Genomic DNA, 23,383 nt, shown 5'->3' on the forward strand with positions numbered 1-23,383 from the left:
CCCCTAGTTACTTATTACTAAAGTAATATTTCTCTTTTAACCATATTATTATTTATATCAAATATTTTAATGTTTAACTTTTTAACCCTAGAATTATTATTTTCCACCAATATTTCATAATCTAAATTTTCTTTTTTAATTATAATTTTCAACTCCTCATATTTACCCTTTTCATAATCTTTGCTAAATCCATCATCATTATAATAAATATATTCAGCTTCCTCAGAAACAAAGGAAATTAAATTTAACTCCTCACTATTTATTTCCTCTACCCTTTTTGCTTTATTATTAGCCATTACCATAATTTTATTTTTTCTTATAAATATAGGTATTTCATTTAGTTTAGCTTCTATATAATTATGTCCCTTTTGTAAAACTTTAAGTTCAAAGTCATCAACTTTTCTAACTTTAAATAAAAGCATATCTTCTGGAAGATATACATATCTGCCTAAGGAATTTTGTTCATATATAGGAGCTATCATTAAGCTATCTCCTAAAAGCATCTGATCTTCTACTCTTTTTGTGAAATTATCTTTATACTGAAAGGTTAATGGCTTAAAATACATTTCATTATTTAAAACTGATTTCATATACTCACTATAAAGATATGGAATAATAGAATATCTAAAATATAAAACATCTTTTAATATATGACAGCTTTCTTCTCTAAAAGAATAAGGCTCTTGATTTCTTGTACCTAAAGCTGAATGATTTCTAAACAAAGGAGTAAAGACACTAAACTGAGACCATCTTATAACTAAATCCTCTGTAGCATCTCCTCCAAAGCCACCAGTATCAGCTCCTGCATATATAAATCCACACATATTTATACTTGGCATCATTTGCATATTTAACTTAATATGTTCCCACCAAGACATGTTATCTCCAGTCCATATTCCACCATATCTATGCATACCAACAGTTGAAGCTCTAGAAAACAATAAAAACCTCTTATTTTTATCAATATCATAAAGCCCTTCAGAAGCTGCTCTTGTCATATTAAATCCAAAAAGGTTATGCACTTTATCATGTCTTATAAAACCATCTTTTGTTTTATGATAGAAACTTTTATAATCTTCCATATTATTTTGAAGTCTTGGAAACTCATCTTTAAGGTCAAAATAATCATATATACCTAAATTTTTTCCTTTAGCTTGTGATACCTTTTCAAAAGCTTCATTTAATCTTTTTTCCGAATAAAATATTGCAGGTTCATTCATATCATTCCAAAAACCTTCTATTCCTTTATCAGTTAAAAATTTATACTTATTTCCAAACCATTTTCTAGCATCCTTATTTAAAAAGTCTGGGAAATGAACTTTTCCTGGCCAAACTGCTGCTACAAAAGGCTTTCCCTTTTCATCTATACAATAATATCCCTCTTTAATCCCTTCTTCATAAACATCATATCCTTTTTCAATTTTGCACCCTGCATCAATTATTGGAATAAGTCTTACTCCTTGTTCTTTAAATTCACTTACTAAGGCTTCAAAATTTGGAAAGGAATTTTTATTTATTGTGAAGTTTTTAAAGTCATCCATATAATCTATATCAAGATATATACAATCAATAGGAATATTTAATCTATTAAAATTTTCTAATAGATTTTTAACTTCTTTTTCATTTTTATAGCTCCATCTACTTTGTTGATAACCAAAGGCCCACTTTGGAGCTATGTAACTTTCCCCTATAAGACATCTAAAATTCTTACATATTTCATTTAAGTTTTTTCCTTCTATAATGTATAAATCAAAATTTATATCCTCTACTTTTATTTTAAGTTCATCACTTTTTGTATAACCTATATCAAAATTAACTTTTCCAGGAGAATCTATAAAGACACCAAAGCTTTCTTCTCCATATATTAATAAGAAATTATGTGCTCCATAAAGTCTTACTTTTTCTGGAGTATGAGAAAAATCATCTGTACAAAAGCTTTCATACTTCCATCCTCTCTTATTTAACCCTCTTACATTTTCACCAAGTCCATAAACTATATCATCCTCTTTAAGCTTTAAAATTAAATATCCATCCTTTAATTTTAAATACTTTAACTCTCTCCCCTTTTTTATTTCTTCTTCCTTTAACACTATAGATTCTGTATTAAAAAAAGGTTTTCCAAAGGTATATTTAATTATATTATTATTAATTAAATTATCTTTCATAATATTCTCCCCCTTATTCTTTTACCAATAGTTGAATACTTTTTAAACTTAATCCCACTTTATTATTTTTTTAAATTTTTACAAGATTCTCTTTCAATTATTTTAGTTTCAAAAATTATATGCTTATGTTCTTCTTTCTTAGCTAAAAGAGCTAATAATAAATCTATACTATTATTTGCCATACTCTTTTTAGGTTGTTTTACTGTTGTTAAACCAGGATTATAATATTTACTTATATCCATACCATCAAATCCAACAATAGATATATCTTCTCCAATTTTTAACCCACAATCTACAACAGCCTTAGCAGCACCAACTGCCATTATATCTGAAATAGAAAATATCGCTGTTATGCTACTATTATTTTTTATTATCTCTTTTGTAACCCTATAAGCACCCTCATAATCATAATTTCCTATAAAAACATTTTCTTCTGAATATTTTATATTACTTTCTTTTAAAGCTCTTTTATACCCTTCTAATCTTAGTCCACTTATTCCTACATCATTTTTCTCTCCTAATAAAATACCAATATTTTTATGTCCAAGAGATATTAAATATTCTGTTGACTCCTTAGCAGCTAATATATTATCTATACCAACTGAAGAAAACTTACTTTTACTCTTTTTTGAAAGAGTATTAACAGAGGTTAAAACCACAGGAATATCTAAAAATTGAAAACTTTCATCATTTATATTTAAAAAGTTTCCTCCTAGACATATAATACCTTGAAGCCTTTTTTCCTTAACAAAGGCAATTAAATTGTCTACATCATCCTCTGTTGTATAATCATTTTGTTGTAAAATCATTGTATATCCAGCTTCATTTATTCTATTACCTATTATATTTATCATTTCTGCAAAAAAAGGGTTAAATACCCCTTTTACTAAAACTCCTATATTTTTAGTATTATTTTTCTTTAGAATTCTAGCACTATTATTTGGTATATAATTACTATCTTTTATTATTTTTAATATTTTTTCTCTTGTTTCATCCTTTACATCTGGGTGATTATTTATAACCCTAGATACTGTACTTACTCCTACTTCAGCCATTTTTGCTATATCTCTTATATTCATAACTTCCTCCTATTATAAAATCTTTCACCTTATAAAATCCCATTTTTGGAAATTGTACCGGTAACGATTCCAAGTAAATTATAACCTTCTTTGTAAACCTTGGCAATAAAAGGACTTATAATTTAACAATAGAAGTTATTTTAAAAAGGAAGGACTTTCATCCTTCCCTAATAAATTTATTTTAAAGAAGTATGTTGGGCTTTGAGATATAATAAATTTTTAATTAACCTTTAACTGAACCAGCAGTTAATCCTTTAGCCATATATTTTTGTGCAACAGTTGCAAATATAACTATTGGAACTGATGCCATAATTGCAGCTGCTGAGTATTGAGTCCAGTTTGCAGAGAAATTGTTTGTAATAAACTGTTGCATACCTACTGCAAGTGTTAAACTTTCAGGACTCTTTAAAAGAGCTGAAGCAAATATAAATTCACTATATGTTCCTATAAAAGTAAATAAGAAAATTACTAATAACATATTTCTTAATAAAGGAAGTATTATCATTTTAAAAGTTTGGAAAGTAGATGCTCCATCAACATAAGCTGCTTCTGTAAGTTCCTTTGGAATTCCATCTATAGCTCCCTTAAGTAGCCAAATGTTAAATGCTCCTGCCCCAGCTTGTATTATTATTAAAGTAATTATATGATCCATTCCGTTTAATCTATATGCAATAGCTAATATTGCTGGTAAAGACATTGCTGATGGAAACATTTGAAGTAATAATAACATCATTAATCCCTTTTTTCTTCCCCAAAACTTTAATCTTGAAAAAGCAAAAGCCATAGGTACTGTTAATACAAGTTGAATTATTGATACTACAACACATATTATTAAGGAGTTCTTAACCCATATTAAGAAATTTGTTTCAGTTAAAACCTTTGTATAATTTTCTAAAGTAAATGCTGAAGGAATTAAAGTTGTTTGGGTAAAAACTTCTCCCTTAGCTAAAGAAGCTGAAACTACAGCGAAAACTGGAAATAAAACTATAAGTAGCATTATCCAAATGAATATTCTACATATCCAAGCCATCCTTTTTTCTGCTGGTCTTAATTTTCTTTCATATTTGATTTCTGAGGTAGTTACTATATTACTCTTTTTTTGAACTTTACTTTGCATATTATTCAACCTCCTCAAACTGACCACTTAACTTCATTTGGTAATAAGATATAGTTCCTAGTATTAAGAAGATTATTATACTTATTGCAGAAGCTATTTCAAATCTACCAAATTGTGTTGATAATTTGTAGTTTACAGATGCTAATATATCTGTATAACCTGCAAATTGAGTAGTCATTCTTGGTGGTCCTCCCTTTGTTATTAAGAAAGCTGAACCAAAGTTATTAAAGTTAAATGCAAAAGATGAAATTAATAATGGATAAGATATTTGTGCTAAAGAAGGTAAAGTTATCTTCTTAAATTGAAGCCATTTACTAGCACCATCAACTTCTGCAGCTTCATAATAACTATCAGGAATTGCTCCTAAAGCTCCTAAACAAACATTCATCATATAAGGGAATCCTAACCATATGTTAACTATTATAAGTGCTACTCTTGCCCAAGTTGGGTCTGTAAGCCAAGGAATTGGATTTGATATTAAATGTAAATTTAATAATAAATTATTTATAGCACCATAGCTTCCATTTAATAGCCCTTGCCAAGATAAAATAGCAACTGTAGCTGGTAGAGCCCATGGAATTATAAGTATTGCTCTATATATTGCTTTCTCTCTTATATTAGGATTATTTACTGCCATAGCAACCATTAATCCTAAGAAGAAAGTTCCTGCAGTTGATATTACTGCAAATACTATATTCCACCCAAAAACAGGTAAAAATACATCTTTAAACGGTCCTGTTAAAACTTCTATAAAATTTGCAAAGCCTACAAAATTAATATGTCCTTGTGAATACATAGTATAATCAGTAAAAGCAATTATTACAGTATATACTATTGGAAATATTGTGAATATCATTATTGATATAATAGCTGGTAATAAATATGGCATTGCTTTAATTGTATTTTTTAAATTTTTTGATTTCTTGCATGCCCTTACATCATCACTTGTAACTTGCATTATATCTCGCCTCCTTAAATACCTAGTTAAAATAAATTTCTATAAATAAAGGGATTTAAATCCCTTTATTTATAGTTTTTAAAATTATTTTTGTTGTGCTATACCTTGCTTAATTTGTTCTACTGTCATTTCAGCACATTTTTCTGGTGTTATTTGTCCTGAAGTTAATAATTGTAGATTAGCACCAGCAGGTCCCCACATAGCTTGAATTTCTGGTATATTAGGCATTGGTGTAGCAAATTTAGCTTGTTCTGCAAATGCACTCATATATTCATTATTCTTAAAGTCATCACTATCTAAATATTTATTTAATACTGGTATTCTGTTACCCTTATTTAGTAATACATCCCCTGAATTTTCTGATAAGTACTTAACTAATTCCCATGCTAAATCTTTATTTTTAGATTTTTCACTAACAAAAGCAGTTTGAACACCTAAGAATGTTGGTACTTGCTTTCCAAATAATGTTGGCATTGGAGCAACACCAAAGTTTACTCCTCCCTCTTTAAAAGCTGATACATCCCAAGGTCCTGAAATATAAAAACCTGTATTCTTAGATAAGAAATCACCTTTTGCTATATCTCCAGTTATATCAGCAGGCATTAATTTATCTTTTTGAACTAAATCTTGAACGAATTGATATCCTTTTATTGCACCTGGTGTTCCTAGTCCAATATCAGTTGGATCTAATGTTCCATTATTATCTTTATAAACATATCCTCCATCTGCTGCTATAAATCCATAAGTAGCATAAAAGTTATTGATATCATATTTAAATCCTGCACCTTCTTCTGCAACTTTAACTAAATCTTCCATACTCTTTGGTACTTCACTTACTTTATCCTTATTATAGAAAAGAGCTGATGTTTCTTGCGCTATTGGAATAGCATATTTTTTACCATCAATTGTTACAGCATCTAAAACTTGATGTGATGCATAATCTGAATCATTTATTACTCCCTCAGGAACTTCTGCTAAAAGACCAGCTTTTTGGAATGTTCCTAAGTTATCATGAGCTAGTCCAAACATTACATCTGGTCCTTTAGAACTATTTGCAGCTTGTATGTAAGCTTGCATTTCTGATTTGTCCTCTACAACCTTAACTTTTATTCCTTTTTCTTCTCCCCATTTAGAAGCAATTTTATTAATTTCTTCTACTTCTGGAGTTGTTAAATGTGACCATACTGTAAGTTCTTTATCTGAACCTTCAGAAGAAGCTGAATCTCCTTTACCTCCACATCCAATTAAAGAACCAGCAAACAACATTGTTGCTGCCATAACAGTTACTAAAATTTTTGTACGTTTTCCCATTATAAATCCCCCTCATAATTTTAATTAGCTAAAAAGCCATAAATTACATTCTCATTTTCGGAAACGGTACCAAAAACATTCTAAAAAAATCACCAAAACTCTTTTGAAATTTCGGTACCGTTTCCAACTTAATTATATAATACTAAGAAAACATTTTCAATATATTTTTCTTGAAAATTATTATTATTTTATAAAAATTATCCATTATTTATTTACAATAAAAAAGCTTAGTCAGAACTTTTATTTTCTAACTAAGCTTTCAATTAATTATTTTTATCTATTTCTTTTCCACGCCATATTAAAAATGCTATTTTAAATATTACCGCTTCATTAAAATTTCTTATATCGTAAGATGTGCACTTTTGAATTTTATCAAGTCTATATATTAATGTATTTCTATGTACATAAAGTTCTTTAGATGCATCACTTACATTAAGTCCACACTTAAAAAAAGTTTCTATGGTTTTAATCATTTCTCTATCTAAAGTAGAAAATCCTAAACCAAACTCTTCATATAGCTTTAATTTTAATTTTTCATCTATAGAATCAACTAAACTTTCAAAAAGCAAGTCTCTCTCCCCATAGATAGTTTCATCTAAATCATATTTTATTGCAAGATTTATCTTAGACATATTTATCTCATAAGCCTCTTTTATTTCATTAATATTATTTAATTTCATATAACTTATATAACATTTTATATAAAGGTTTGAATCTATAGAATATTTTATACTATTTACATGTTCTTCAACATCCTCTAATGCACCAAGTATTATTATACTTCCACCTTCTAAAAGACTAATAACATTTTTATTATTATAACACTCTTGAACAATATCTAATGCTTCTTCAAGATTAGACGTTAAAAAAACATTTATCATATAGAAACCATTTTTTAAAAAATTAAGTTCACTATCTATAATACTTTTTTCTATATTTATACCTTTTAAAGCTTTTTTAATTAATTTTTCTCTACTACTAGAAGCTTCTTTAATTTTGGTTTCAATTAAATATTTTAATAAAGAAATACAGCTTTCATATTTCTCATCCGTTGTTATAACAATACTTTTACCCTTAACAGAAAAATCTAAAGAAACTTTTTTCTTCTCCTCAACTTCTCCTAAAGAAAACTCCTCCTCTTCTAAAAGAACTTTAAAAGGTATTTTTGTATTTAAATATAACTCTTCTAAGAATTTATGAAAACTGTACATATTTATTTCCCCTTTATATTATCGCTATTTCTTCTAAACTAACTTTAATTCACTTTCTTTATCAAAAACATGAATTTTAGTAGCATCTACATAGAATTTAGCTTCTTGTCCACTTTGTAACTTAGTGCTTCCATTTACTCTAACTGTTATGTTTTGCTCACCAAGTTTAGTATATATATAACTTTCTGCTCCCATAAGCTCTGTAACTTCAACTCTTGATGTTATTACTGTTGATGGATTTGAAGAAACTAAATCTTGATCATCATCTAAATGTTCAGGTCTTACTCCTAGTATAACATCTTTTCCCATATATCCTTTTTCTTTTAATAATCTAGCTTTCTCAACTGGCATTTCAATTTTTTGATTTTGGAAGTAAGCGAAGTATTTTCCACCTTCTTCTTTAATAGTACCATCTATAAAGTTCATTTGTGGACTTCCTATAAATCCTGCAACGAACACATTAGCTGGATTGTTATATATTTCTTGTGGTGAATCAACTTGTTGAATAATACCATCTTTCATAACAACTATTCTTGTACCCATTGTCATAGCTTCAACTTGGTCATGTGTAACATATATAAATGTTGTTTGTAATCTTTGATGTAATTTAGCTATTTCAGTTCTCATTTGAACTCTTAGCTTAGCATCTAAGTTTGATAAAGGCTCGTCCATTAAGAATACCTTAGGTTCTCTTACTATAGCTCTTCCTAAAGCAACCCTTTGTCTTTGACCTCCTGATAAAGCCTTTGGCTTTCTATCTAATAAATGTTCTATATCAAGTATTTTAGCTGCATCCTTAACTTTTTTATCAATTTCAGCCTTTGGAACTTTTCTTAACTTAAGACCAAAAGCCATATTATCATAAACAGTCATATGTGGATATAAAGCATAACTTTGGAAAACCATTGCTATATCTCTTTCTTTTGGTTCAACTTCATTAACTAATCTATCTCCAATATATAACTCACCTTTTGAAATCTCTTCTAAACCAGCAATCATTCTTAAAGTAGTTGATTTACCACAACCTGATGGTCCAACAAATACTATAAATTCTTTATCAGCTATTTCTAAGTTAAAATCCTTAACAGCTGTAACATCTCCTGGATAAACTTTATAAATATGTTTAAGTGATAATTTTGCCATATTAATAATCCCCCATAATTTTAAAATTATTTCTCAAATTCTTTCATGATTTTATTTTATACCACTTAACCGTTTTCATCTATAAACATTACTTACAAAAGAATTCCATATTTTTTGTATACTAATCTAAAGAGTTTGTATAAATTTTATTTTTCATGGATTATTTTAAATAAAAAAAGCAGGATAAATAATATCCTGCTTTTAATTTTAAAATTATTATTTTTTATATTTCATGTGTAATAACTCATGAGCTCTTCCGTGTCCTGGTGTACCCATGTAATTTTCATACATTTTTAATAAAGCTGAATTTTGATGTGATTTTCTCTTTGCTAAGTTTTTATCTTGATTATAAAGAACAGATGCTCTTACTGCTCTAATATCCATTTTATCACTATCTTCAGCTGAAACATGTGGTTGACCTCCACCATTAACACATCCTCCTGGACATGCCATTACTTCAATAAAGTGATAATCATTTATTTTTCCTGACTTAACTAATTCAAAAACATTAGCAGCTCCATTTACAACAGCTAATTTATATTCTTTTCCTGCTATTTCAACTTCTGCTTCTTTTATTCCAGCTAAACCTCTTACAGCTTCATAATCAACATTTTCTAAGTCGTCATTTTCCATAAAGTCTTTAGCTGTTCTTAAAGCAGCTTCCATAACTCCACCTGTAGCTCCAAAAATAGCTCCTGCTCCAGTATATTCTCCCATAGCTGGGTCAACTTCACCATCTTCTAATTTAGCAAAATCAATTTTAGCAGCTTTTATCATTCTAGCTAACTCTCTAGCTGTTATAACTGCATCTATATTTCTTATACCGTTGTTTTCCATTTCTGGTCTATCAGCTTCATACTTTTTAGAAGTACAAGGCATTACTGTTACTGTAAATACCTTTTCTGGATCTATATTAGCAACTTCTGGGTAATATGTCTTTGAAGCAGCTCCAAATATTTGTTGTGGTGATTTTGCAGTAGAAAGATTTTCAACTAACTCAGGGAAATAATTTTCAACTTCTCTTACCCATGATGGACAACATGAAGTTAACATTGGGAAAGGTCCATTATTTTTTATTCTTTGAACTAACTCTGTAGCTTCTTCCATTATTGTCATATCTGCTCCAAAGTTTATATCAAATACTTTATCAAAGCCTAATTGTCTTAAAGCTGTATATAATTTTCCTGTAACATCTTGACCGTATCCCATCTTAAATAATTCACCCATAGATGTTCTTACAGCAGGTGCCATTGCAACTATTACATGCTTTTCTGGGTCCTTTAATGCTTCTTCAACTCTATCAATATGTGATTTTTCTGATAAAGCATCAACTGGACAAGCTACTATACATTGACCACATAATAAACAATTTGTATCATCAAAGCATTTTAATTCATCAGGTCCTACTAATCTTACTCCATCAATTCTATGGAACTTTATTGAATTTGTAGCAGTTCTTGTTCTGCATGCTGCAACACATCTACCACATTTAACACATTTACTTCTATCTAAAACTATTGATTTACTTCTATCATCTACATATTCTGATTTATCTGAAACTACAAATGGTTTGTGAGCTCTTGCTTTTGTTTTTATTACAAGTTTTAAAAATTCACAATTATCTCTTCTCTTACATGGTCCACATTTAAACTCATGTTCATCTAAAAGTTCTGCAACTCTCTCTTTTCTAGCTTCTATTACTTTTTCACTATCTGTTTTTATAACCATTCCATCCTTAGCTTTTATCGCACAAGATCTTAATAGTCTTTCGTTTCCTTCTTGCTCAACAAGGCAAACTCCACATTGTCCTTTGTTACCGCAATTTTTTAACTCGCAAAGCACTGGAATGTCAAAACCATTCTCTCTCGCTAAGTCAAGTATCGTCTTGTCACCATCAAATTCGATAGTCTTGTCATTGATTATTATTTTATTCATGCTGTTCCTCCAATTTTTGGTTTTTTAATTAAAACTAAACCTCAACTCATACATTGTAAAAATCAGTTAATTTAAAAATCATCGTTATTATTCTAACATAATATTAGTGAAATATAAATATTTCAGATTTTTATGAACACTTTTTTACGACAAAATTTGAGGAAGAATTACAAAATTCTTCCCCATTTAAAAATAAATTATTAAATTATATACATTGTTTATTTTTTATTTATATATCTTAGCTTCTTCTATTCCATCTAAAACTCTTATAGCACCTTGCGCTAAAGCTAAAAGTTCATCTTCTCCACCATATACACTAATAGGTGCAATCCAATTTACCTTTTTATTTATTGCTTCAGTTACATAATCACTATATGCAATTCCACCTGTTAATAATATAGAATCAACTTTTCCATCTAATACAACAGCCATAGAACCTATCTCTTTTGCAATTTGATAAATAAATGCATCAAATATTAATGAACCTTTTTTATCTCCTTCTTTAGATAGTTTTATTAAATCTCTTGCATCATTTGTATTAGCATAAGCAACAAAGCCACCTTTTCCAACTAATTTTTTATAAACTTCATCTTTAGTATATTTACCTGAGAAACACATTTCTAAAAGTTCACCTGAAGGAACGCCCCCTGCTCTCTCTGGTGAGAAAGGACCGTCTCCATCTAAAGCATTATTAACATCTACAACTCGTCCTTTTTTATGTGCTCCTACTGAAACTCCACCACCCATATGAACAACTATTAAATCAACATCATCATATGAAGTATTATGTTCCTTAGCATATCTTTTAGCTACTGCTTTTTGATTTAATGCATGAAATTTACTTTTTCTAGGCAACTCAGGAACTCCTGAAAGCTTTGCAACTTCTTCCATTTCATCCACAACAACAGGGTCTACTATAAAAGCTCTTTTACCAAATTCCTTTGCTATTTCATTTGATAATATTCCACCTAAATTTGAAGCATGTGGACCTTGAACTCCTATTTTTAAATCCTTAACCATAGCTTCATTTACTTCATAAGTTCCACCTTCTATTGGCTTAAGCATTCCACCTCTACCAACAATAGCATCTATTTCATTTATATCAATTCCCTTTTCCTTTAAAATCTTTAATATAAGATTTTTTCTAAAATCAAGCTGGTCTACTATAGTATCATACTTTAATATTTCCTCTGCTGAATGTCTTAAAGTTTCTTCTAAAATTTCTTTTTCTCCTTCATAAACACCAATTTTTGTTGATGTAGAACCTGGATTTATTATTAATAATTTGTATCCCATATAACTTTCCCCCTCAAAAACTCTCTACTTTAAATCATGAGCAACAACTGCTGCTATAGCTATTGATTTAACTTTTGTTTCAAAACTATCTGCTCTAGAAGTTAATATAACTGGAGCTGATGTACCAACTAATAACCCACCATTTTTGCATTCTGACATATAAGTTAAAGTCTTATACATAACATTGGCTACATCTATGTTTGGTAATAATAATATGTCTGCTTTTCCAGCAACTTCTCCCTTTACTCCCTTATGTTTTGCTGCTTCTTCTGATATTGCATTATCTAAAGCAAAAGGACCATCTACTAAACATTGCTTTATTTGACCTCTATCATTCATCTTAGCTAATAAAGCTGCATCTACTGTAGCTTGCATATTAGGATTAACAACTTCTACTGCACCAATAACTGCAACTTTAGGCACCTCAATTCCACAGGCATGTGCAACCTTAACTGCATTATTTATCATTGCTTCTTTGTCTTTAAGTTCTGGATAAGTATTGAAAGCCGCATCTGTTAAAAAAATTAATCTATCCATTTTTTCCATTTCAAATACAGATACATGAGACATTAATTTACCTGTTCTTAATCCAACTTCTTTATTAAGTACACTTCTTAAAAAAGTTGCAGTATCAACTAATCCTTTCATTACCATATCTGTTTTTCCTGTAGATGCTAACTCTACAGCTAATAAAGCTGCTTTCTTATCATTAACCTCATTTAAAACCTCAAAATCTGATAAATCCATGCCTATTTTATCAGCTATTTCTTTTATTTTTTCCTCATTCCCAACTAAAATAGCATCTGCTATTCCTAACTTCTTAGCCTCTCTAACTGCTTCTAAAACAGGCTCATCTTGAGCAACTGCAACAGAAACTTTTTTCATCCCATTTTCTCTTAGTTTTGAAAACAATTCATTAAAATTTTTAGCCATAATACTCAACCCTCTTCCTTGAATTTTGTTAAATTTATAACAAATGCAAGCAAAAAAAAACTACTTTTACACCCATATAAATTCAAAATTAATTCTTTATAACTATATTCTACCAAAAAATATTCTGAAAACATAAGTTTTCAGAATATTCAATTTATTATTTTTTATTAAATTGTTAAAATTTAAACAGTGTATTCTTTCATTATATTCTCAGCAACTTTTAACCCATCTACAGCAGCTGATACAATTCCACCAGCAAAGCCAGCACCTTCTCCAGCTGGATAAAGCCCTTCTAATGATATACTTTGTAATTTCTCATTTCTTTCAATTCTAACTGGTGCTGACGTTCTTGTTTCAATACCTGTTAAAACACTATCATTATGTCCAAAACCTTTTATTTTTCTATCAAAATCAACTATTCCTTCTTTTAAGCCCTCTATTACATAAGAAGGTAAGCATTTCCTTAAATCTTCAAATCTATAACCATTACTTAATACACTAGGATTAACAGACCCTAATTTTTTTGTAATTCTATCCTCCATAAAGTCTCCAACTAATTGAACTGGTGTATTATAATTTGCTCCTCCTAGCTTAAAGGCAAGTTCTTCATAATGTCTTTGAAACTTCATTCCTTCTAAGGGATGTTCTCCATTAAAGTCTTTTGGTCCAACTGTTACAACTAAAGCTGAATTAGAATTTTCCTTATCTCTAGCATGATAACTCATTCCATTTACACAAAGTCTATTTTCCTCTGAAGAAGCATTTACAACAACTCCACCTGGACACATACAGAAAGAATAAACAGCTCTATCTAAAGTTTTACTTTGATAAGCTAATCTATATTCAGCAGCTTTTAACTTTGGATGATTCGCATATTTCTCTCCATACTGACTTAAATTTATAACTTCTTGAGGATGCTCTATTCTAACTCCTATTGCAAAGGGCTTTTGCTTCATAAATATACCTTCATTAAATAACATTTCATAAGTATCTCTAGAACTATGTCCTAAAGCAAGTACTACAACTTCACAAGGAACTTCCTCTCCATTTACCTTTATTCCCTTTAACTTATTATCCTTTTTTATTATTCCTTCAAATCTTGAATTAAAATGTACTTCTCCACCACATTTTTTTATTTCTTCTCTAATATTTTTAACAACAGTTTTTAATATATCTGTTCCTACATGAGGTTTGCCTTTATATATTATTTCTTCTGGAGCCCCATTTCTAACAAGAGCATCTAAAACATAATCACATCTTGTATCCTTTATTCTAGTTGTAAGTTTTCCATCTGAAAAAGCACCTGCTCCACCTTCTCCAAATTGAACATTTGACTCTTTATTTAGCTCTCCAGTTTTCCAAAATTTCTCTACTGTTTTAGTTCTAGAATCTACATCTTCTCCTCTTTCAAAAACAATAGGATTAAACCCTTTCTTAGCTAGTAAAAGTGCTGCAAAAAGTCCTGCAGGTCCTAAGCCAACAACTACGGGTCTATGTTCTAATTTTTTATCACCAAAGCTAAAATCAAAATCATAATTTAACTTATCTATTTTTACATCCTTATCATTAAGTTTAGCTACTATTTTTTCTTCATTTTCATGTTCTATATTTACACAATAATTAAATTTTATTATATTCTTTTTTCTTGCATCTAAGGATTCTTTTATTATTTTTATGTCTCCAATTTCATCCTTAGACATTCTTAATTTTTTAGCTACTTTATTTCTTAAAAGACTTAAATCTTCATTTATATCTAAACTAATATTATTTATTCTAATCGTCATAACAAAACTCCTCCATTTTATTTCTTTAGTAAATTATTTTACCACAGAATACCCTTAAAGTAATCTGTGGTAAAAATTTATTGATTATTATTTCCATTTTCTTTGTTATTTTCTTCTGGAACACTTCCATTTTGTGCATTTTCATTCTTATTATTATCAGTATTTGTTCCTTGTTTTGGTGGTTCTTCTTTCTTTTTAAAAGTAACCTTAATCTCTGAAGGATTTATGCTAATTATCTTTATGTTATCATAGGAAGTTGTAATATTAGGTTTTAAACTTCCACCTTCTTCTGTAAGTTTTGATATATCTAAAGTGCATTTAAATTTACTTAAATCAATATTATTAACTAAATCTTCAGGACCATCTATAGTAATTTTTACAGTTTTACTATCTATTTCTGAAGTATATCCCTCTAATGAACCTTCTAAATTTACAGGTAGTTCTAAATCTCTTTTTGCATCTTTACTAAAGGACAACTTTACATTGATAGTTCCCTTATCTCCACTTGATATAGTAAGACCCTCTGGAACATTTAAATTTACACTAACTTCTGTATCATCACTATACTGTGAAAGATCAATAGCTGAAGTATCAATAGAATCTACTTTATTAAGTTTATCCTCAGGCCCAAGTAAAGTTACTTTTCCCTCACTTGGAGTTATTGATTTTACAACCAATCCATTTTGAGGATTTCCTGTTGTTATTACATTAATAGGCACTTCCTTTGATTTTTTAACACCAAAAGATATATCTGCTTTATCTGGACTTATATTAATATCTTTTATTTCATTTCCACTTTCATCAATAGCTATAATAGGTAATTTCATGTTAACATCTTTTTTAACATCTTTAATTTCCCCTTTTACAACTAAAGATTTAACTTTGTTTACTAAAGATTCAGCTCCAGAAACTGTAGCACTTTCTGGACTTAAATTAATTTTATCTGCATATGTTCCCTGTGCAGTATTTATCTTTATATGATTTTCTATAGGTAAACTCTTTTCTTGATATTTATCAAGAACTATATTAACTCTTAAAAAGCCATTATTTTTTATATTTATATTATTTGGATAATTTTCTATTTGCACAGGTATATTATTATCCCCTTCTTTTAGAACATATTCACTTAAGTTAACAATAATTTTAAATTGATCTTTCTTAACCTTATAAATTTCAGTAGAAGGGCCTTCTAAATCTAAGTCTACAGTCAAATTTTGATTAGGCATCATTACTAAATCATAATCTTTAAGAACATCACTATTAACAACCTGAACAGGAACATTATTTAACTTAAGATCTCTAATAGGATTTTCCACATTGATTATATACAACCAAAGAGAAAAGGATAATAATAGGCATATAAATTTTACTAAGAAATTTTTTCCTTTAATTTTCTTAAGCATATTTTCACCTTCTCCCCAAAAGTTTTACCTTTCTTACTTCTTCTATTTCTCATAACCTTTAATAATATACTTTTTAATTTCTTACCGTCATAATTTCTTGTTAATCTTCCCTTTACTGCTAGGGATATTGCTCCTGTTTCTTCTGAAACAACAATAACTAAAGCATCTGATATTTCTGATAAACCAATAGCAGCTCTATGTCTTGTTCCTAACTTTTTGCTTATAGTAGTGTCATCTGTTAAAGGTAATACACAGCCTGCTGAAACTATTCTATCATTTCTAATTATTGTTGCTCCATCATGTAATGGAGTATTCTTAAAGAATATATTCTCTATTAAAGCCGAAGTTATTACTGCATCTAATTGAGTTCCCGTAGAAATTATTTCAGCCAATCCAGTACTTTGTTCTATGGCAATTAAGGCTCCTGTCTTTGTATCTGCCATATCTTGAACAGCTGTTATAAGTTGGTCTATAACCTCTTCTAATTTTTGATCATCTTGAATAACATGAAAATCATCAAAAGCAGTACTTCCTATATGTTCTAAGGCTCTTCTTATTTCAGGTTGGAAAATAATAATTATTGATAAAACACCTATAGTTAAAGTTTTAGTTAGTATAAAATTTAACATCTGAAGTCTTAATACATAACTTATAGGAATTAAAATTAATAAAAGTATTACACCCTTTAATAATTGCTCTGCCCTTGTTTCCTTTATTAATACATATCCTCTATAAAATATAAAGGCCACAATTAATATATCTATAATTGACCAAATAGACATATCCTTTAAGCTATTTGTAAATAGCATTATTAATTCTTGCATCTAATTCACCTCCATTACAGTACCAATTAAATTATACAATAAAAATATAAATATAAGGTATATTTTAGTTTATTTCTTTTCAATTTTACATATTCTAGGTAATGTTATTGTTTAATTATTCATATATTTAAATAGAAAATTTTATAAGGGGGTAAACACTATGGAGTTTAAATTTAAAAAGTATATAGATAAATACTTAATATATATAATATTTGCAGTTCTTATATTAATATTTATAGTAGGTTTTTTATTTTTTAGAGCTCATAATGAAAAATCAAAAATTGAAGATATCGCTAGAAATGTTTCCGAAATTAATTTAACTTATGACATACCTAAAGATAAAATTAGTTCTGAAAACTACGTAAATTCCATTGAAAAAAAATTAAATATGCTAAAAGAAAACAACATAACTTTAAATTCTTTAAAAGTATCTAAAAATCATGAAAATATCCACAGTTCTTTAAATAAAGGACTAGATAAGAATATTGAGCTTTTTAATAAGCTTCTATATATTTTAAAAAATCCTGATTCATTAAATCTAAGTGAAGAATATTATAAAGTTTTAGACTTAAAAAAAGAATGTGAAAATTATTACTCTTTGTGTAGAGAAAACCTACTACCTGTTTATTTATATAAGGAAGGTTACAATTATATACAAGATATTTTTTATTATATTAATGAATTAATAAAGATTAATAGAGATAAAAAATTTATTCAAAGTCAAAAAAATGATTTTGTAGTTTCTATGAAATCATTAATATTCAAGCTTTCTTCATTAGATGAAAAACTTTTTGAAACAGCTAATATAATAAAAAATTCTGGAAGGAATTTAGATATATTAGCTACAGATATTGAAAAGAAAAAAAATGACTTAAAAGAAATTAAAAATACTCTTTACTCTATTCCTATTCCCGAAAAAGCTAATGATGCATTTTTAGCTCTTGAAAACGCCTTGAAATCTTTTGAAAATTATATTGAATTCTTTAATAAAGGTCTTTTAAAAGAAATTAAAAATAAGGATGTGGATACGTCTTATTATGAAGAAGCTGCTTCTTTATTTGATAAATTTAAAATAGATTTAGAAAAAGCTGAAAAAAACTTAGACCTTTATAATAAAAACTAACCCTCTTAGTATTAATTATTTTTTTTTGGTTACAATATACAAAGTAAAATAATTACCTAAAAGGAGGTTCTTATGAAAAAAAGTATTTATACTTACTTTGTCTTCGCCTTCGCCTTATTATTTATAACAAATTTTATGGGAAAAGATGTTTTCGCACTTTCTCACTCAACTAAGCCAGTTAGCAAAAATAATTATATAGAAAAAAATGCACTAGCTTCTAACATAAATCCACAAGAAGCTTATGAAAATAATGGCGACAATAATATAGTCGCTGTATTTAAAAGTTCAGACTCTACAATTTCACTTACTAAAGATGACATATATTTAATGTCTCAAGTAGTTTATGCTGAAAGTAAAGGTGAACCTTTTGATGGAAAAATAGCTGTTGCTTCTGTTATCTTAAATAGAACTACAGACTCTCAATTTCCCAATACTATTCAAGAAGTAATAACACAAAAAAATGCTTTTTCTTGTGTTAGAGATGGAAAAATTGATGTTGTTCCTGATGATGATAGCTATAATGCAGTTTTAAAAGCTATAGAAGGATATGACCCAACAGATGAAGCATTATATTTTTATAATCCTAAAATAGCTACTTGTTCGTGGATGAAAGGCGTAGAAAAAACAGGAGAAAAAAGTATAGGTCAACATGTTTTTTTTAATGTTGTTTAAAAAAAAGCTAACACAAATGTGTTAGCTTTTTTATCTTTTACTATCTAAATATACAACAGCACTTAAAGCTGCAACATTTCCTTCACCTGCAGCCTTTATATATTGATAGGGCTTACCAGTACAATCACCAGCTGCAAAACACCCCTCTATGTTTGTTTTCATTAATCTATCAACTTCAATATGGCCTTCTGTAATTTTTAGTCCTGGAACTAATTGTCCTGGAGATATACTATCTCTTAAAACAAAAATGCCATCTGTTTTTATGCTTCCATTTTTAGTTATTAATTCAGTAACTTTACCTTCTCCCCTTATTTCTAAAGGAATATCATCAATAACTTCAATTTTTGGATTTAAATTTAATTCTCCCTTATATCTAGGAACATAGTACACCTTACCTGCTAATTCATTTACAAAATTAGCTTCTTCTTCAGCTTCTTTATTATAGCCAATTATAGTTACTACCTTTTCTTTATATAATGGAGCATCACAAGTAGCACAGTATCCTACACCTTTTCCTAAGAATTCTTCTTCACCCTTCATAGGCTTTGTGTATTCAATTCCTGTAGCTATTATTATTGAAGTAGCTTCATACATTTTTTCATTTACCATAAGAGCGAAATATTCTCCCATAGCATAAACACTATTTATTCTTTCCTCTGTTATTTGTATATCCATTTCTTTTAAATGGCCCATAAATTGATTTTTTAAATCTATCCCATTCTTGCCTACAAATCCAAGATAATTATTTACTTTTGGTGCTTTAACAAGCTTTGTGCTTAAATCATTATTTCCAAAAAGAATAAATTTTTTATTTCTAATTTTTGCATTTAAAGCAGCAGATAGACCAGCAGGTCCACTTCCTATTATAGCTATATCATATCTTTCGCTCAAAATTTTTCATCTCCTTATGAAGCTAGTTATTAAATATGCTTTTTAATTGCTTCAGCTAAAGCAGCTTTTGGTCTAAATCCAACTAAAGTATCAACAACTTCTCCATTTTTAAATATTAATAAAGTTGGAATACTTTGAATTTGATATTTTCCTGCTGAAGCTGGGTTTTTATCAACGTCAACTTTAACGAATTTAACCTCTTTCATTTCTTCTCCAAGCTCTTCTATAACTGGAGCTATCATTTTACAAGGTCCACACCAAGTTGCCCAAAAATCAACAACTACTAGCTCTTTAGCTTCTATTACCTCTGTATTAAAATCTTGATCATTTATATGTTTTACCATAATTATACGCCTCCCTATATACCCCTTAGGGGTATTTTATTATTTACAATTATATTATATTTAAAATATTAAGTCAATGTTACAAATAATAATTATTATAAAGCTTTTATAAATTTATTATTCAAAGGTGCCTTTTACTAATAATTTTTTATTATCCATTAAAATATTTCCCATAGATATAACAGAATCTATATCTAAATTTTCTTTATCTAATAAAACTATATCTGCATCCATACCAGTAGAGATAAATCCTTTTTGAGATAATTTTAAAACCTTAGCTACATTGCTAGTTATTACTTTAATTGCAGTTTCCATAGGAATCCCTAATCTTATAGATTCTTTAACTTCTTCAAAAAGACTTGATACAGAACATATACCTAATCCTACAAGTTCACCAAAATTATTAAATATCGGCATACTTCCATTTCCATCTGAAGAAAAAGTAATTTTCTCTACATCAACTCCACTTTCTAAAAGTTTTTTAAGCCCAAGTGATGCTCTAACTTCACCTTCTTCTAAATTTTCTGGATCTGAAGATGTTGTTAGGTCAATTTGTCCTCCTCTTTTTGCATAATTTATACCTTCTTCAAAGAGCTCCCTATTTCTTCCCATATGAGTAGGTATAATTTGATTTGCTGGAATTTCTGATTCATCTATAAGTCTAGTTATATAACTAAGCATTCTTTTTCCATTTCCTAAATGAACATTTACAATTCCAGCTTTTCCTGATAAAAGACCTCCTACTCTTGCTTGAGCAACTATATTTGCAAATTGCTCATAAGTTGGTTGAGAACTTCTATGGTCTGATAATGCTATTTCTCCAACACCTATTATTCTATCAATTAATAATAAATCACTTTTTATATTCTCTGTTATAGTTTTTACAGGAACATCATAAGAACCTGTATAACAGTAACAAGTTACGCCTTCTTCACAAAGAGCATTAGCCTTTGCAACTAGCCCCTTCATATCTCTACACACACCATCAGTTCCAATGCATCCAACTAATGTAGTTATACCACCTTTTATTATACTACTTAATTGTATCTCTGGAGTTCTTGTTCTAAAACCACCTTCACCTCCACCACCGATTATATGCACATGAGAATCTATAAATCCTGGAACAGCTATTTTATTTTCTCCATCAATGACTTGTATATTTATAAAATCCTTAGGTATTTTCACAAAATCATATATACCTTCAATCTTATCATTTAAAATTACTATATCTCTTTTCCCTAAATACTCTGGGTCATAAACCTCAATATTTTTTATTATCTTTATCAAAAAATCACCTCCCTTATTTAAATTACTATTATTTTTACCTAAAACTCAATAATAATAATTTAATTTTACAAAAACTTATTTTATAAAAAAAAGGCACGAATAAATTCGTGCCAAAACTTAGGATTTGAGTGTTATATTAATATTTATTTATATATTAAATTTTTAATATTTTTAACTATTCTTGTTCCATTATTATTTTTTTAGCTGTAAGGATTGAAGTAGCACTCATTGAGAATTCATCTAAACCATATTCAACTAAAGTTGGTATAGCTTTTTCATCTCCTGCCATTTCTCCACACATTCCTACCCACTTACCATGTTTGTGAGCTCCATCTATTGTCATTTTGATTAATCTTAATACAGCTGGATGCATTGGGTTATAAAGGTATGATACCTTTTCACTCATTCTGTCTGCAGCTAGTGTATATTGAATTAAGTCATTAGTTCCTATTGAGAAGAAATCAACATGTTTAGCTAATTCATCAGCATAAACTGCAGCTGCTGGTATTTCTACCATGATACCCCATTGAGTTTCTTCTGAGTAAGCTATTCCTTCTTGTTTTAATTCTGCTTTACATTCTTCAACAAAGGCCTTAGCTTCTTGGAATTCCTCTAATCCTGAAATCATAGGGAACATTACTGCAAGATTTCCATAAATAGAAGCTCTTAATAAAGCTCTTATTTGAACTCTAAAGATATCTTTTCTATCTAAGCATAATCTTATAGCTCTATATCCTAAGAATGGATTCATTTCTTTTGGTAATGGTAAGTATGGTAAAGTTTTATCTCCACCTATATCTAAAGTTCTTATAACAACTTGTTTACCATTTGCTTTTTCTAAAACATATTTATATGCTTCAAATTGTTCATCTTCAGTTGGTGCTTCTTCTCTATCCATATATAAGAACTCTGTTCTAAATAGTCCAACACCATCTCCACCGTTTGCTAAAACTTGATTTATATCTTCTGGCTTTCCTATGTTTCCACAAACTTCTATTCTTCTACCAGACTTAGTAGTAGTTTTAACATCTATTAATTTCTTTAATTCTTCTTGCTCTGCTTTATATTTATCTAATCTAGCTTTGTATTCATTTATAGTAGCTTCATCTGGATTTATTATAGCTACACCTTCTATACCATCAACTATTACAGTATCACCATTTTTAACTGAAGTTGTTATATCACCTAATCCAACAACAGCTGGTATTTCTAAAGTTCTAGCCATTATAGCTGAGTGAGAAGTTCTTCCACCTATATTAGTTAAGAAACCAATAACTTTGCTTCTATCTAATTGAGCAGTATCTGAAGGTGTTAAATCATGAGCTACAATAACAGTATTAGCTCCTAAATTCTCCATTCCGTTTCCGCCCTTACCAGCTAGGTTAGCTATTATTCTCTTTGAAACGTCTTTTATATCTGCTGCCCTTTCTCTCATATAAGGGTCATCCATAGAATCAAATATCATAACGAAAGTATCTGTAACATTTTGAACAGCTTTCATAGCATTTAATTTATCATTTTCTATAGTCATTTCCATTTGACCTGTAAATTCTACATCATCTAATAACATTAAATGAGCTTCAAAAACTTCTGCTTCATGTTCACCAATTTCTTTAGAAGTTTTTTCTTTTATAGTTTCTAATTGTTCTCTTGACTTAGCTAAAGCTTTAGCTAATTTTTCCTTTTCAGCTGCTACATCTGAAACTTTATCATCAGATATTATTATTTCCTCATGTTCTTGTATAAATACAGTTCCTATTGCATATCCTTTTGAAGCGGCAATACCTTTTTTCATTATGTAGTCCTCCTTTAAGTTAGTACTCAATTAAATACAACATTAAATATCAATCACAATTCAATCAATTCACTTTTCAAATTCACTGCTTATATATAACAGCAATTTGCGT

The 23,383-nt window shown here is 28.7% G+C and carries 19 protein-coding genes; 2 read left to right on the forward strand and 17 right to left on the reverse strand.

The window, feature by feature from the left end:
* Window positions 1-17 precede the first annotated feature (17 nt).
* The 13 genes from AC4FRL_RS08810 to cdaA all read right to left on the reverse strand — a co-directional run bounded on the left by AC4FRL_RS08810 (window position 18) and on the right by cdaA (window position 17,159).
* Window positions 18-2,165, reverse strand: coding sequence for a TIM-barrel domain-containing protein (locus AC4FRL_RS08810; RefSeq protein ID WP_491139858.1), 2,148 nt, complete (start codon window positions 2,163-2,165; stop codon window positions 18-20).
* Between the two features lie 62 nt (window positions 2,166-2,227).
* On the reverse strand, window positions 2,228-3,244 hold the full coding sequence (locus AC4FRL_RS08815; protein ID WP_491139859.1) for a LacI family DNA-binding transcriptional regulator: 1,017 nt from the start codon (window positions 3,242-3,244) through the stop codon (window positions 2,228-2,230).
* Between the two features lie 223 nt (window positions 3,245-3,467).
* On the reverse strand, window positions 3,468-4,361 hold the full coding sequence (locus AC4FRL_RS08820; protein WP_491139860.1) for a sugar ABC transporter permease: 894 nt from the start codon (window positions 4,359-4,361) through the stop codon (window positions 3,468-3,470).
* Between the two features lies 1 nt (window position 4,362).
* Window positions 4,363-5,319 (reverse strand): ABC transporter permease subunit, encoded by a 957-nt coding sequence (locus tag AC4FRL_RS08825; protein WP_491139861.1) that lies wholly within the window; start codon window positions 5,317-5,319, stop codon window positions 4,363-4,365.
* A gap of 84 nt (window positions 5,320-5,403) precedes the next feature.
* Window positions 5,404-6,630: a sugar ABC transporter substrate-binding protein gene (locus AC4FRL_RS08830; RefSeq protein ID WP_491139862.1), complete on the reverse strand. Its 1,227-nt coding sequence runs from the start codon at window positions 6,628-6,630 to the stop codon at window positions 5,404-5,406.
* Between the two features lie 263 nt (window positions 6,631-6,893).
* The gene (locus tag AC4FRL_RS08835; RefSeq protein ID WP_491139863.1) at window positions 6,894-7,841 is read right to left on the reverse strand and encodes a PucR family transcriptional regulator; all 948 of its coding nucleotides are present in this window, start codon (window positions 7,839-7,841) and stop codon (window positions 6,894-6,896) included.
* Window positions 7,842-7,874: 33 nt separating this feature from the next.
* The gene (locus tag AC4FRL_RS08840) at window positions 7,875-8,984 is read right to left on the reverse strand and encodes an ABC transporter ATP-binding protein (RefSeq protein WP_491139864.1); all 1,110 of its coding nucleotides are present in this window, start codon (window positions 8,982-8,984) and stop codon (window positions 7,875-7,877) included.
* 216 nt (window positions 8,985-9,200) lie between these two features.
* Window positions 9,201-10,919 (reverse strand): ferredoxin hydrogenase, encoded by a 1,719-nt coding sequence (locus tag AC4FRL_RS08845; protein WP_491139865.1) that lies wholly within the window; start codon window positions 10,917-10,919, stop codon window positions 9,201-9,203.
* 225 nt (window positions 10,920-11,144) lie between these two features.
* Window positions 11,145-12,215: a butyrate kinase gene (gene buk / locus AC4FRL_RS08850; protein WP_491139866.1), complete on the reverse strand. Its 1,071-nt coding sequence runs from the start codon at window positions 12,213-12,215 to the stop codon at window positions 11,145-11,147.
* A 24-nt stretch (window positions 12,216-12,239) separates the two neighbouring features.
* Window positions 12,240-13,148, reverse strand: coding sequence for a phosphate butyryltransferase (gene ptb, locus AC4FRL_RS08855; RefSeq protein WP_491139867.1), 909 nt, complete (start codon window positions 13,146-13,148; stop codon window positions 12,240-12,242).
* Window positions 13,149-13,330: 182 nt separating this feature from the next.
* Window positions 13,331-14,932, reverse strand: coding sequence for an NAD(P)/FAD-dependent oxidoreductase (locus AC4FRL_RS08860; protein WP_491139868.1), 1,602 nt, complete (start codon window positions 14,930-14,932; stop codon window positions 13,331-13,333).
* A 77-nt stretch (window positions 14,933-15,009) separates the two neighbouring features.
* Window positions 15,010-16,335 carry a CdaR family protein gene (locus AC4FRL_RS08865; protein ID WP_491139869.1) on the reverse strand — a complete coding sequence of 442 codons (1,326 nt, stop codon included), beginning with the start codon at window positions 16,333-16,335 and terminating at the stop codon, window positions 15,010-15,012.
* Entirely contained in the window at window positions 16,302-17,159 is an 858-nt protein-coding gene (gene cdaA / locus AC4FRL_RS08870; protein WP_491139870.1) for a diadenylate cyclase CdaA, read from the reverse strand. The genes AC4FRL_RS08865 and cdaA overlap by 34 nt, the downstream gene beginning before the upstream one ends.
* Before the next feature lie 160 nt (window positions 17,160-17,319).
* Between cdaA and AC4FRL_RS08875 the strand changes: the two genes are divergently transcribed.
* Window positions 17,320-18,282 (forward strand): hypothetical protein, encoded by a 963-nt coding sequence (locus tag AC4FRL_RS08875; RefSeq protein ID WP_491139871.1) that lies wholly within the window; start codon window positions 17,320-17,322, stop codon window positions 18,280-18,282.
* A 72-nt stretch (window positions 18,283-18,354) separates the two neighbouring features.
* Complete coding sequence (locus tag AC4FRL_RS08880) at window positions 18,355-18,954, forward strand: cell wall hydrolase (RefSeq protein WP_491139872.1); 600 nt, start codon at window positions 18,355-18,357, stop codon at window positions 18,952-18,954.
* Window positions 18,955-18,984: 30 nt separating this feature from the next.
* Here the strand turns inward: AC4FRL_RS08880 and AC4FRL_RS08885 are convergent, their stop codons facing one another.
* The 4 genes from AC4FRL_RS08885 to ptsP all read right to left on the reverse strand — a co-directional run bounded on the left by AC4FRL_RS08885 (window position 18,985) and on the right by ptsP (window position 23,271).
* A complete protein-coding gene (locus AC4FRL_RS08885) occupies window positions 18,985-19,845 on the reverse strand; it encodes an NAD(P)/FAD-dependent oxidoreductase (RefSeq protein ID WP_491139873.1) in 861 nt (286 codons plus the stop codon).
* Between the two features lie 29 nt (window positions 19,846-19,874).
* Window positions 19,875-20,189: a thioredoxin gene (trxA, locus tag AC4FRL_RS08890; RefSeq protein ID WP_491139874.1), complete on the reverse strand. Its 315-nt coding sequence runs from the start codon at window positions 20,187-20,189 to the stop codon at window positions 19,875-19,877.
* Window positions 20,190-20,306: 117 nt separating this feature from the next.
* Complete coding sequence (gene iadA, locus AC4FRL_RS08895) at window positions 20,307-21,476, reverse strand: beta-aspartyl-peptidase (RefSeq protein WP_491139875.1); 1,170 nt, start codon at window positions 21,474-21,476, stop codon at window positions 20,307-20,309.
* Window positions 21,477-21,651: 175 nt separating this feature from the next.
* The gene (gene ptsP / locus AC4FRL_RS08900; RefSeq protein WP_491139876.1) at window positions 21,652-23,271 is read right to left on the reverse strand and encodes a phosphoenolpyruvate--protein phosphotransferase; all 1,620 of its coding nucleotides are present in this window, start codon (window positions 23,269-23,271) and stop codon (window positions 21,652-21,654) included.
* Window positions 23,272-23,383: the final 112 nt, after the last annotated feature.

This window comes from Clostridium sp. TJA032 (genome assembly GCF_058310275.1).

Coding starts and splice junctions, on each gene's coding strand:
- trxA (WP_491139874.1), bottom strand. CDS start 20,189: ATGGTAAAACATATAAATGATCAAGATTTTAATACAGAGGTAATAGAA.
- AC4FRL_RS08865 (WP_491139869.1), bottom strand. CDS start 16,335: ATGCTTAAGAAAATTAAAGGAAAAAATTTCTTAGTAAAATTTATATGC.
- ptsP (WP_491139876.1), bottom strand. CDS start 23,271: ATGAAAAAAGGTATTGCCGCTTCAAAAGGATATGCAATAGGAACTGTA.
- buk (WP_491139866.1), bottom strand. CDS start 12,215: ATGGGATACAAATTATTAATAATAAATCCAGGTTCTACATCAACAAAA.
- ptb (WP_491139867.1), bottom strand. CDS start 13,148: ATGGCTAAAAATTTTAATGAATTGTTTTCAAAACTAAGAGAAAATGGG.
- AC4FRL_RS08880 (WP_491139872.1), top strand. CDS start 18,355: ATGAAAAAAAGTATTTATACTTACTTTGTCTTCGCCTTCGCCTTATTA.
- AC4FRL_RS08835 (WP_491139863.1), bottom strand. CDS start 7,841: ATGTACAGTTTTCATAAATTCTTAGAAGAGTTATATTTAAATACAAAA.
- AC4FRL_RS08810 (WP_491139858.1), bottom strand. CDS start 2,165: ATGAAAGATAATTTAATTAATAATAATATAATTAAATATACCTTTGGA.
- AC4FRL_RS08830 (WP_491139862.1), bottom strand. CDS start 6,630: ATGGGAAAACGTACAAAAATTTTAGTAACTGTTATGGCAGCAACAATG.
- cdaA (WP_491139870.1), bottom strand. CDS start 17,159: ATGCAAGAATTAATAATGCTATTTACAAATAGCTTAAAGGATATGTCT.
- AC4FRL_RS08825 (WP_491139861.1), bottom strand. CDS start 5,319: ATGCAAGTTACAAGTGATGATGTAAGGGCATGCAAGAAATCAAAAAAT.
- AC4FRL_RS08860 (WP_491139868.1), bottom strand. CDS start 14,932: ATGACGATTAGAATAAATAATATTAGTTTAGATATAAATGAAGATTTA.
- AC4FRL_RS08815 (WP_491139859.1), bottom strand. CDS start 3,244: ATGAATATAAGAGATATAGCAAAAATGGCTGAAGTAGGAGTAAGTACA.
- AC4FRL_RS08845 (WP_491139865.1), bottom strand. CDS start 10,919: ATGAATAAAATAATAATCAATGACAAGACTATCGAATTTGATGGTGAC.
- AC4FRL_RS08875 (WP_491139871.1), top strand. CDS start 17,320: ATGGAGTTTAAATTTAAAAAGTATATAGATAAATACTTAATATATATA.
- AC4FRL_RS08820 (WP_491139860.1), bottom strand. CDS start 4,361: ATGCAAAGTAAAGTTCAAAAAAAGAGTAATATAGTAACTACCTCAGAA.
- AC4FRL_RS08840 (WP_491139864.1), bottom strand. CDS start 8,984: ATGGCAAAATTATCACTTAAACATATTTATAAAGTTTATCCAGGAGAT.